Source organism: Chryseobacterium sp. CFS15 (assembly GCF_031118795.1).
Taxonomy (GTDB): domain Bacteria; phylum Bacteroidota; class Bacteroidia; order Flavobacteriales; family Weeksellaceae; genus Chryseobacterium; species Chryseobacterium indoltheticum.
The window spans coordinates 269587-281106 of the sequence record NZ_JAVHYL010000004.1 but is presented as its reverse complement, the minus strand read 5'-3'; the positions used below and the strand labels follow the sequence as shown (position 1 = coordinate 281106).

Here is an 11520-nt window from a genome sequence, read left to right as displayed (position 1 = left end):
TTTGGGTTATTCTATATTTAGAAAGGGAGTTCGCTCCCTTTCTTTAACCTCCATAAAAACAAAAGATGAAAAAAATAATACTTTTTGTTGGCGCCATACTTGCCGTTGGGCTATTACATGCTCAAGACAAGGCAGCATCCGATGCTCAGGCAAACAATCCATTGGCTAATTCTATCGCATTGAATTTTCAAAATAATTATGTTCCCAAATTAACCAATGCACCTTATGAAGCGTATTTAAATACCACCTGGATACGCTATGCACAGCCTTTTGTAAAAGGAAAATTGTTGTTGCGGGTTTCCGTTCCGTTCAGTACGGTTGCTGTTCCAAATGTTGCAACAGGAATTGTAAATACTGAAAACGGTTTGGGTGACATGAATGCATTTTTATCATATAATTTTGTATCCAAACCAACAGCCACGATGGGAGTCGGTCCAATGGTTACTGCTCCAACGGCAGCAGAAAATCTTTTGGGAAGCGGTAAGTGGCAAGGCGGGGTTGCTTTTGTGGCTTTTATAGCTAAATCTCCTGTATTTCAGTTTGGCGGACTTGCAACTTGGCAAGCATCTTTTGCGGGTGATAAAAACCGTCCTTCTACAAATTTTGCAGCTATTCAGCCATTTTATTTCTGGCAATTAGGAAAAGGAACTTACTTGCGTGGAGCGCCAACTTGGGTATTTAATTTTAAAGATGATTCGTACAGTATTCCTCTAGGATTAGGTATTGGACAGGTTTTAAAGATGGAGAAAACAGTGTTCAATTTATTTGTAGAGCCTCAATATACCATGTTGCATAAAGGAACGCAGCCGCAGTTTCAGGTTTTTATGGGAATTAATTTGCAGTTCCCTAATTAATAAACATCTAGATTTCAGTAAAATTTATGTGTTAACATTTTAATACTTAAAAATGAACATTAAATCAATTTCACAGATATTGTTTTTTTCTTTTGTTCTTATAGCTTGTAAACAGACCGATAAAAATGAAAATAATAATCCCAAAATAACATTATCGGATCCATTACCTTCTTGGAATGATAATGTCAACAAAAAAGCAATCATCGATTTTGTCACAAAAACCACAACTGAAGGAAGTGAAGACTTCATTCCTGTTGCAGATCGTATTGCCTGTTTTGACAATGACGGAACACTTTGGAGTGAGCAGCCGATGTATTTCCAGCTGGCTCTTGCTATAGATGAGGTCAAGATAATGGCAAAAGATCATCCGGAATGGAATAATAAAGAACCATTCAAAGCCTTATTGAAAGGTGATATGGAAAAAGTAATGAATGGCGGTGAGCAAGCATTGCTTCAGCTTGTAGCGGCATCACACGCCGGGATGTCAACGGAAGAATTTGATAAAAACGTAGCAGACTGGATAAAAACAGCAAAGCATCCAAAAACGGGTAAACATTATAACGAAATGGTGTTTCAGCCGATGATAGAATTGCTTCATTATCTTCAGTTGAAAGATTATAAAACGTTTATTGTTTCCGGTGGTGGAATTGATTTCATGAGAGTTTGGGCAGAAAAAATATATAATATTCCAAGTTATCAGATTATAGGAAGTTCGATCAAGACGAAATATGAAGTTGGTGAGAATGGAGTTCCCCAATTGATAAAGTTACCGGAATTAAATTTTAATAATGATAAAGAAGGAAAACCTGTAGGTATTCATCAGCATATCGGGAAAAGACCGGTTTTAGCGTTCGGAAACTCTGATGGCGATTATCAAATGTTGCAATGGACAACAACTGCCAAAGATTATCCGCGATTAGGATTGATTCTTCATCACACAGATTCCGAAAGAGAATGGGCATATGACAGAGATTCACGCATTGGAAAACTCGATAAAGGCTTAAATGAGGCCACTAAAAACGGTTGGCTTTTGGTCGATATGAAAAAAGACTGGAATAAAGTATTTCCAAAATAATAGTGATTTAGCCTTAAATATATTAACAATAACACATTAACAAAATTAAATAATATGAAAAATATTTTTACGATTATCGTAATGTTTGCAGCAATTACATTTAATGCGCAAACAGATAAAGAGTATTTCGACCTTATAAAAAAGACAGCTAAAGTTGAAGCTAAACAATATGTATATACAGGTCTGAACCTTAATAATGCAGAACTGATTGCCTTTGACCCTGTTTTTGATCAATATTTGAAAGAAGAAGGCAGAATAATGCTTTCTAAAATAGCGTTGTTTGATGCGTATGCCAATAATGCTTCGAATTATTCTGATGAGCAGATCAATAATTTAAACAAAAATGTATTTAAATATGATCTGCAAAGGTCAAAGCTTAATAAAAAATATTATCCAAAATTCGTAAAAGCAATCGGAGTAGACAAAGCAACTACATTTTTCTTCCTGAAGAAATATTTGGATAATCAGGTTGAGATGGCTAAGCTAGAATTCTTAGCGCATTAAGAAATACACCATTAACTTTTGATCTAAAAAAATGACAGTAAAAACCATATTATTAATAATCCTTGTGCTATTTTTTAGTTGCAAAAAAACCGAGAAAAATTTTTCGGCTAACGATTCTAAAAACACAAATTCTAATGCGCCAAAAGGAATGGTGCTGATAAAAGGTGGTGAATTCGACATGGGAAGTAATGCTGCCAAAGCATCCAAAACAGAGTATCCGGCTTATAAAGCATCTGTAAAAAGTTTTTATATGGATGAGACTGAAGTTACCAATGATGAGTTTGCTCAATTTGTTTCAGAAACCGACTATATGACTGTTGCCGAAAAACCCGTAAACTGGGAAGAGCTGAAAAAACAGTTGCCACCCGGAACACCAAAACCCGATAATGAAATGTTGAAGCCTGGTTCTTTGATTTTTGAACCAGCCAAAGAAATCGAAAATCTTTATGATATTACACAATGGTGGACCTGGAGCCTAGGTGCTGACTGGAAGCATCCACACGGACTGCAAAGTTCTATCGAAGGTAAAGGAAATCATCCTGTGGTGCATGTTTCCTATGAAGATGCTGAAGCTTACGCAAAATGGGCTGGAAAAAGATTGCCTACCGAAGCGGAATGGGAATATGCAAGTAAAGGAGGGGAGTCAAATGGAAGCTATGCATGGGGTGATCAATTGGTACCCAACGGAGAATATTTGGCTAATTTTTTTCAGGGAACTTTCCCGAGAGATAATACAGAGTTGGACGGCTTTGCAACAACTGCTCCTGTGAAAACTTTTCCGGCAAATAAATATGGTTTGTACGATATGATCGGAAATGTTTGGGAATGGACAAGCGATTGGTTTCGCTATGATACGCATGCTCGAAATAAATTAAAATCAAATCAGGCTACCTGCAAAAACCCGCAAGGTCCTTCACAGAGTTATGATCCGAACGAGCCTTTAGTTCCGAAAAGAGTTATAAAAGGTGGCTCATTTTTGTGTAGCGAGCAATATTGCAGCAATTACCGCCCGAGTGCGAGAATGGCTACGGCATTTGATTCCGGGCAGGAACATTTAGGATTCAGATGTGTAAAAGATGTGAACTAACAATTTGATTCTTACTTTAAATACATGAAAACTAAAATCTTATTTCCTTTATTAATTTCGTTTTTTAATCCGGGAATTTTTTTCTCTCAGGAAAAAGATGAGTTTTTTCATGAGATTGAGGTAGCCTACACTTTCGTAAATAATGATAAATGGAGAGGTGCAGTTACCACCAACTGGAAACATATTTATGATGAAATCGGTTGGCGTAGATGGGGAGGCGATATTTATATTTCAAGAAAAATAAAATCGATAGCCATCGAATCTGGAATTACGGTAAATTATACTTTTGATAAAGATATTGTGAATTATTTAGATGTAAGACCTTGGTTGGGCTTACGATCAGATTTGCAGTTAAGCGAGCGTACATTTCTTATGCAAAAATTTAAGATCGAAAGTCGTAATCTGTATTTCGACGAATCTTACAGAAACGAACATTTATTGAGAAGCAGATATTTGATGTCATTAAAATATAACCTTTTTAAAGATCAAGAAAACTGGAAGCTCAACCCAACTACTGAATGGTATTTTATCGACAGACAAGTGGATGCCGAACGGTTTGTAAATTCTGTTGAATTTGGTATCAGAATTATTAAAGTATTTGAAAATGAAAATGAATTGGCTTTTGGATATAAAATAGAATCCTTTAAAAAAACAAATTTATCTGAAAATTCGGGACGTGGACATATTTTGGTGCTTGAATATGGTTTTTAAATTTTAGAAATTCTCAGGTATATAAATCAGCTGTGTTTTGAGCACCTTCATTCCCAGATTTTCTAAAACAGATCTGTATGTTTCAATTTGTCTATCGTTCTTTTCGGTTTCCATTCCGGTTTTAAAATCTACAATAATATAACCCTCATCACTTTTCAAAATTCTGTCTGGGCGGTAAATTTTACTCATTCCTCTTTCAGAAATCATAATATCTTTCTCGTTGATTACCTTCCATTTTTCATCAAAAAATTCTGAATATTGGAGGATTATTGTTTGGAGATCATTCTTGATATTTGCTTTTTCTTCGAGCGTAATCTGGCCTTCCAAAACATACGTTTCCAATACTTTATCAATGTCTTTTTCGGTATTGATTTTCGAAAGTAATTCATGTACAAAAAGTCCTATTCGCACTTTCTCATTCCTTACCTGATAATTTTTTGAAGGTGTTGCAATTTTTATGGAACTTGTATTTTCGTGCTCGTTTCTCAAGGTCTGTATGTTTTCAGTTTTAAATTCAGACTTTTTATGAGAGATCTGCTTTTTCAGCATTTCAGGATGAGTTTCGTACAAATCAAATTCATCAAGACCTTGTAGATTTTTCGACTGTACAAATTCTAAAATTTCCAAGTTATTTGAAGTCTTATTTTGTTTCTGAAGATAAAAAAACAACTGTTCAACAGGTCGCGTTGTCGCAACGTATTGCAGACACAATCGATCGACAAGATTCTTATAAGAATTTTCCTGATTAAACTTTTCTATTCCTTCATCATACGCTTCAAGGTTTTTGCTAAACTGGTTGATGTTAACTGATTTTAAAGCCGTTTTTTCCTCTGTTTCAAACCAATTACTAAATTCAGAATCACGGTTTTTATTCATCATCGGAATAAAAACTACCGGAAATTCAAGTCCTTTTGCTTTGTGAATCGTCATAATCTGAATCGCATCAATATTTTCGGAAGCCTGAATGGTATAGGTTGAAGCCTCTTCGTCCCAATATTTTAAAAATTCTTTCGTACTTGCTCCTGCATTTTGGGTGAAATTGAAAAGCATTTCCAGAAAGTTGAGCAGGAAATCGGTTTCTTTATGTTCGATCGAAAATTCGTTGATGTAATATTCAATAAAATTATACAGATTAAATTTCGGGAAATGATCCTGCTTCAGTTTTACATGATATTTTTCTTCGATGAATTGAATAACGGTTTCATGCTGTTCCAAGGCAAGGATTTCTTTCATATCTAAAGTGAAATCGGGCATACTGATTCTCCCGAGTCTGTTGAGATAAAACATCATCATAATAAGATGAGGTTTGTTTTTAGGATTCGTTTCCCATTTCAGAAATTCAATAACAGCTAATAAAGTATTCGATAATTCCAGAGTTAAACCTTTATCGGAAATCGTTTTAATATTGGTTTCGTCGCCATTATAATTGACTTTCAGATTCCCTAATTTCTGCGAGTACGAGAAAATATCAAAGTTTCCCCGACAGAGAATGGTAATGTCTGAAAATCTAAATCCGTTATCCAGACATTTCTGGATGTCTCTTTGCATTTTATCGGAAACATCGTTATAGAAATCTTCATTCGTTAAGTTTTCAATCAGATTTATTTTTACTCTTCCTTCAAGGCTTGATTTAGGATTTTGTTCGCCATCGACTCCAAAAATATGTTGGTGCTCTTGTTCAAGATTTAGGGAGTGAAAATGATACAGCTCATTATTGAACCGAACGATATTTTTAGCACTTCTCCAGTTGTCTTTCAGAACTAATAATTCGGCTTGCTTAGGTGAAAATTCTTTTTTATTGATAATATCCAGCATCAGTTTGCTTTCACCGCCACGAAATCGGTAAATACTCTGTTTTGGGTCGCCAACTAAAGTGAAAGATGTATTTTCTGTCGAAATACTGTGATCTCTCAAAGGAACAAAATTCTGCCATTGCAATTCTGATGTATCCTGAAATTCATCAAAAAAATAATGCTGAAACTGCGAGCCTACTTTTTCGTAAATAAAAGCGGAAGGTTCATTTTTAAGATTTTCATTAATCAGAATATTAAATTTTGAAAGCAAAACCAAATCATTTTCTTCTTCTATTTTTCTCAGTTCATCCTGAATATCTTTATTTACTTTCAAAGGCAGCAATGCCGAAAGTATTTTTTCTTTTTTCTGGGTTTCGATGAATAAAAGTATCAGCTTCATTCGACTTTCCAGAAGCTGTTCCAGAATTTCGAGAATTTCAGATTCTTTATGTTTAGATTTTGTAGCCGGTCCTTTACGATATTTCTCAACGACAGATTCTTCTGTTGTGGTCGGAAAAGGAAATGCGGGTCTTTTTTTCTGATAAAAATCGACAACTTTGGTAAAAAATCCACCAATTCCGTTTTTTCCTTGCGCAAAATCATCAATTTCAATATTGCGTGATTTGAACAATTCTATTGAGCTTAATGCAAGCTCCAGAGATTGCTTTTTATTGGAAGAAATTTCTTTTCTTAATGTATTTTTGATGCTTTCATAATTCTCATCATCAAATTCTTTGTTTTCTTTCAGATGCTCATAATGAATGTCTTTTACAAATTCTTTGGCAGAACCGTAAAGATTTTTGTTGAGATTAATTCTTTCATTATTCTCAAGACTGTAATCCACATAATCCATAAACGAGTTAGAAATATTCTCATTTTCTCCGATCTGATCAAGCATTTTGTCAACAGCTTCAATCAAAAATGGTTCTGCATCAATTTCAAGATTAAAATTTTTAGCCAAACCCAGTTCATAAGAAAAACTTCGCACCAATCGAGAATTAAAACGGTCGATCGTTCCGATATTCAATGTAGAATAGTTATGTAGAATATAATCTAAAAGTTTTTTGGAGCGGTGGTGAAGTTCATCAATTGTAATTTTCAGACCTTCGTTTTCAAATGCTTTCTGGATGTTTTTAAGGTCATTGTTATCAGTATAATTGTCTGCGGTAAATTTGTCGAGCCACGAAAGAATCCTTTCTTTCATTTCGTTTGCTGCCTTATTTGTAAAAGTCAACGCCAAAATATTTCTGATCGCCTGATGCTGATTAGGATACCTAAGGCAAATCATCAGAAGTCTCTGTACAAGAGCGTAAGTTTTACCGGAACCTGCCGATGCATTGATTACCGTATAAGAGTTTGACATTTTTTAAAGAAGATTTTATGCAATTTAAATAAAATTTAATTGAAAAATTAACAATTTCAAGCTGATATTTTAACAGTTTCGAAGTTTAAAATCAAAAAAAATACTAAAAGCCGTTAACTCTGGTTAAACTTGTTTCGGGAATGAAAAATAACTTTAGTTTTGCTTAATAAAACCATAGTCTGTGAAATTTAAACTACTCTTTATTTTATTCTTCGTTTCTTTTATTCAAATGAATGCTCAAAACTATATTTTTGGGAAGATTTCGTCTGAAGATTTACATGAAGTTCCCAATGTGACTGTTATCAATATGCGTACGAATGAGCAGGCTCTTACCAACAGAGACGGCCATTTTATGGTGTCAGGAAGGGAAGGTGATATTCTTCGGTTTTTTAAAAACGGGTTTGAAAGAATAGACCGAAAAGTTTCTAAAGAAAATCTAGAATCTCCGATGAATGTACAGTTGAGGAGAGCTGCAGAATTGATTGCTGAAGTTGAAATCAAAAAAGGACTTAGCGGAGATTTGAAAATAGATTCTAAAACTTTAAATGCGCCAAGAAAAGTCGAAAAACTAAAAGCAGATATTAATAATTATCTCAAGCAGAAATCTGATCCCAGAATTTTGGCAGCAAGACCCGGTGAATTTGTACAACCGAGAGGACAGGGTTTTTCTATAGGCAAAGTGAAAAACAAATGGGATGATCTTGATCTCGCCAATTATCTTGCGTATGCTTTAGGAGATCAGTATTTCGCAGATTTAAAAATTGAAAAACCTTTTATTAATCATTTTATCGATTACGTTCTTGCCGGTGGATATGAACGAGCAAAGATTTTAAAATACGGTTTTGTAAGTGATGCAGATTTGATGAGATTTCAAAGATTTGTTTTGATGCGGGTTTCTTCATACCGAGCTCCGCAAACTCAAAAATAAACACATAAACACAAATGATTAGAAAAATTTTTCATTTATTTTTCTTTCTTCTTACCCTCCATCTTTTTGGTCAACAGAAAATAACCGGAAAAACGTTGAGTGAAAATGATATGGTTGTCACCTGGGTTCTGGTCGTTAATATTTCTAATGATCAGAAGGTATACAGTAATTCTTCAGGTGAATTTTCTATTGAAGGTTCAGAAAATGATGAGCTCAGATTCATTAAAAAAGAATACGAAAGAACATCAAGAAAAGTCTCGAACGTAAAATCTGCAATGAATGTTGTTTTAGTAAGAATTCCTGAAGAAATAGAAGAAGTAGAAATAATTTCTACAACCGGAGATCTGTCTAAAGATTCTAAAAGGCTGTCCAAAATCGATAAAAAAGATCAGCTTCAGAAAGCAATTGGCCTTCCGAAACCTCCTGAGAAACCTCGGGAAGTTCCGGCAGAAGTAAAGAAAGTATTGTTGGGAGCTGCTTTTGGGAGTCTTGATGTACAAGGTACTTACGATCTAATAAGCGGAAAAGCAAGAAGACAGAAAAGATGGTATAAATATGAAGATGTACAGCTTGATATTACCTGGATCAGGAAAAGGATTGATGATGAATATTTTATAAAAGAAGGTATTCCTGCTGAAAGGATTTCAGAGTTTTTAGAATTTAGCTTTACCATCAAACCGGAAATTAGAAAATATGTAAAAGCAAATAATATATCCAGAGTTATGTTTACTCTGGAAAGTGTCCTTCCTATTTATGTAGACCGTCTCAAGAAAAGCGATAATAATATTGAGCAAAAATGAGAGCAGCTTGCAAAAAATATTTAGTGCTTATTGCTTTGCTGCAGATGATATTCACATTTTCGCAGCAAAATATTTCAGGTAAAATTGTAGATGACGATCGCAATAGTATGAATGCTGTTTTAGTTTTCAATAGTACTAAAAATATAAAAACGTACAGTAATATTTCAGGATATTACTCGATTGAAGCACAAGAGAATGATGAAATAAGATTTATAAAAGAAGGCTTTTACCGAATCGATAAAATTGTTAAAAAAGAAACATTCAATTCTCAGACAGATATACAATTGGTAAGAGCTGAAACCCTGATTCAGGAAGTGAAAATAGGCTATAAACCTTCGGGTAATTTAACTAAAGACAGCAAACATCTGGATGATTCTAAAAAAGTAGCTTCCCTGAAATCTTCAATCAACGATTATATGAAATCTGAACTGAATGAGCCACTTCCTAAAAGTGAAGTTCCAAAATCGTTTCAGGGTCACAACTTCTATGAAGGACAAGTTGATGTAATAAAAGTTTTAGGCGCAGCTATTGGCTTAATAAAAAAAGCAACTGGTACTAAAATTACAACTCCCAATTACGTCGAAACTCAGGATTTTCTTGCAAAAGTAAAAACGGATGTAGATTTATCGATGTTTAAAAAATACGGAATGAGTGAAGAAAGAATCGACCATTTTCTGGCGTATGCCGAGAAAGTAAATCATCTTTCAAAAAAATACCGCAAAGATTTCAATGCAGCGACAATTTTGAGCGAACTTCAGACTGCATTTGCAGAGTATTCTAAATTGAATAAATTAGGCGACTGATTTTCATGATTTAAAATTGCGAATACTGTTGAAAGTTAGTACATTAGTTTTCACACAAATCATCCTTTTATTACAATGAATAAATCAATTATTGCTATTACAATCGCAGCTTTGGGCTTCATTATCGGGCTCGGGCTTTTAGGAAATGCAATCAAAAATCGCAATCGGTCTGAAAATACGGTTTCGGTTACAGGGTTGGGTACCAAACAGTTTACTTCTGATCTGATTACCTGGTCGGGAAGTTTTTCTAAGAATAATGCGGATCTGAAATCTGCGTATGACGAACTTGCTTTAGACCGAAAAGTTATCAATGATTATCTTCTTTCGAAAGGGATTAAGCAGAACGAAATTGTTTTTTCGTCTGTGGATATTCAGAAACAGTTTAGAAGTTATAATGATGCTAACGGAAATTATGTGCAGGGAGAATTTTCGGGATATAATCTGAAACAAATCGTTTCAATAGAAAGTAAGGAAGTCGCAAAAATTGAAAATCTGTCCAGAAATATTACTGAAATCATCAACCGCGGAATTGAATTTACATCTTCTTCGCCTTCTTATTTTTATACAAAACTATCGAATGTAAAACAGGAAATGATTGCTTCAGCAACGAAAGATGCCAAAGAGCGTGCTGAAAAAATTGCCGAAAACTCAGGAAGCAGTCTGGGAAATCTTAAAAAAGCAACAATGGGAGTTATTCAGATTACGGCTCCGAATTCCAATGAAGATTATTCTTATGGCGGAACTTTCAATACTTCTTCCAAAGAAAAAGAAGCAAGTATTACGATTAAGCTGGAATATGAAGTTGATTGATATTGAAGACTGTCACTAAAAAAATCCAAAGTTAACTGCTTTGGATTTATATTTTAATGATAAACAATATCATAAATTTCATCTTTTACTTCCTCTAGATTTTCGGGGGTATAATTAGCCAGAAGCCAAAGTTTGAGACTGTTTTTACCTTCGCCGTAGCTTGGCTGTACATACATTTCGTCAATCAGATTGAACCCGTTTCTTTGATAAAACGAAAAACGTCGTTTAGCATTGTCGTCTAAATGTTCAGGTTCTATTTCCAAGATAATTCGTGGATAATTTTTAAATAAATAATCTGTAATATGTGAGCCCAGTTTTTGATTTCTGAATTGTGAGAACACTTCAAAATGCTCCACAAAAACATGGTTTTTTAGGTCCCAAATAATAAGGTAGCCAATGTTTTCAGAATTATTTAAAACAGAAATTACTTTTACATTCGGATGATCAAACAACTTTACAAATTGAGACCACTCCCGTCTTTCATCTTCCGGAAAAGTTGTTGAATATGAATTAAAGATCTGCTGCACACGATAATCATCGGGTGATGTGATTTGTAGAAATTCCATGCTTAAAGGTCAAAAACGCTTGGTCGTCTGGTGATAAAAATGTCTTTAATCCAAAGAGTAAAGGCCAGACCAAGATAAATTAAAAAGAAAAATCCTGCCGTTGCAAATGTAGAATAAATAAAGAAAACTCTCAGTTTAGAAACCGGAATTCCCAGCTTGGCACCCATTCTTGTGAGTACACCAAACCATTCGCGTTCCATTTTGTGGCGTAGATTATCAAACATTT

Annotated in this window: 12 protein-coding genes; 9 read left to right on the top strand and 3 right to left on the bottom strand. The window is 34.4% G+C overall.

Translation table 11 applies throughout. The annotated features are described in order from the left end of the window. Nucleotides 1–65: 65 nt before the first annotated feature. The 5 genes from OH814_RS08345 to OH814_RS08325 are packed head-to-tail and all read left to right on the top strand — an operon-like array spanning nt 66 to nt 4231. Nucleotides 66–854, top strand: coding sequence for a hypothetical protein (locus tag OH814_RS08345; RefSeq protein WP_308827862.1), 789 nt, complete (start codon nt 66–68; stop codon nt 852–854). Nucleotides 855–906: 52 nt separating this feature from the next. Next, nucleotides 907–1929, top strand: a complete 1023-nt coding sequence (locus OH814_RS08340; protein ID WP_308827861.1) for an HAD family hydrolase — start codon at nt 907–909, stop codon at nt 1927–1929. A gap of 54 nt (nt 1930–1983) precedes the next feature. Beyond that, nucleotides 1984–2433 (top strand): hypothetical protein, encoded by a 450-nt coding sequence (locus tag OH814_RS08335; protein ID WP_308827860.1) that lies wholly within the window; start codon nt 1984–1986, stop codon nt 2431–2433. A 31-nt stretch (nt 2434–2464) separates the two neighbouring features. Further along, on the top strand, nt 2465–3520 hold the full coding sequence (locus OH814_RS08330) for a formylglycine-generating enzyme family protein (RefSeq protein ID WP_308827859.1): 1056 nt from the start codon (nt 2465–2467) through the stop codon (nt 3518–3520). A gap of 24 nt (nt 3521–3544) precedes the next feature. Beyond that, a complete protein-coding gene (locus OH814_RS08325) occupies nt 3545–4231 on the top strand; it encodes a hypothetical protein (RefSeq protein ID WP_308827858.1) in 687 nt (228 codons plus the stop codon). Nucleotides 4232–4234: 3 nt separating this feature from the next. On the opposite strand, the gene OH814_RS08320 is transcribed toward OH814_RS08325, so the two are convergent. Beyond that, nucleotides 4235–7387, bottom strand: a complete 3153-nt coding sequence (locus OH814_RS08320; RefSeq protein WP_308827857.1) for a UvrD-helicase domain-containing protein — start codon at nt 7385–7387, stop codon at nt 4235–4237. 181 nt (nt 7388–7568) lie between these two features. On the opposite strand from OH814_RS08320, the gene OH814_RS08315 reads away from it, so the two are divergent. The 4 genes from OH814_RS08315 (at nt 7569) to OH814_RS08300 (ending at nt 10728) form a co-directional block, all read left to right on the top strand. Beyond that, a complete protein-coding gene (locus tag OH814_RS08315; RefSeq protein ID WP_308827856.1) occupies nt 7569–8315 on the top strand; it encodes a hypothetical protein in 747 nt (248 codons plus the stop codon). A gap of 14 nt (nt 8316–8329) precedes the next feature. Next, the gene (locus tag OH814_RS08310) at nt 8330–9115 is read left to right on the top strand and encodes a carboxypeptidase regulatory-like domain-containing protein (RefSeq protein ID WP_308827855.1); all 786 of its coding nucleotides are present in this window, start codon (nt 8330–8332) and stop codon (nt 9113–9115) included. Continuing rightward, nucleotides 9112–9918, top strand: coding sequence for a hypothetical protein (locus OH814_RS08305; RefSeq protein ID WP_308827854.1), 807 nt, complete (start codon nt 9112–9114; stop codon nt 9916–9918). Before OH814_RS08310 ends, OH814_RS08305 begins: the two co-directional genes overlap by 4 nt. 75 nt (nt 9919–9993) lie before the next feature. Continuing rightward, a complete protein-coding gene (locus OH814_RS08300) occupies nt 9994–10728 on the top strand; it encodes an SIMPL domain-containing protein (RefSeq protein WP_076557582.1) in 735 nt (244 codons plus the stop codon). A gap of 53 nt (nt 10729–10781) precedes the next feature. Here OH814_RS08300 and OH814_RS08295 read toward each other — a convergent pair whose 3' ends face one another. Together OH814_RS08295 and OH814_RS08290 are read right to left on the bottom strand one after the other, a co-directional pair. Further along, a complete protein-coding gene (locus OH814_RS08295; protein ID WP_308827853.1) occupies nt 10782–11294 on the bottom strand; it encodes a GNAT family N-acetyltransferase in 513 nt (170 codons plus the stop codon). Nucleotides 11295–11296: 2 nt separating this feature from the next. Continuing rightward, nucleotides 11297–11518 carry a PspC family transcriptional regulator gene (locus OH814_RS08290; RefSeq protein ID WP_034678114.1) on the bottom strand — a complete coding sequence of 74 codons (222 nt, stop codon included), beginning with the start codon at nt 11516–11518 and terminating at the stop codon, nt 11297–11299. Nucleotides 11519–11520 lie beyond the last annotated feature (2 nt).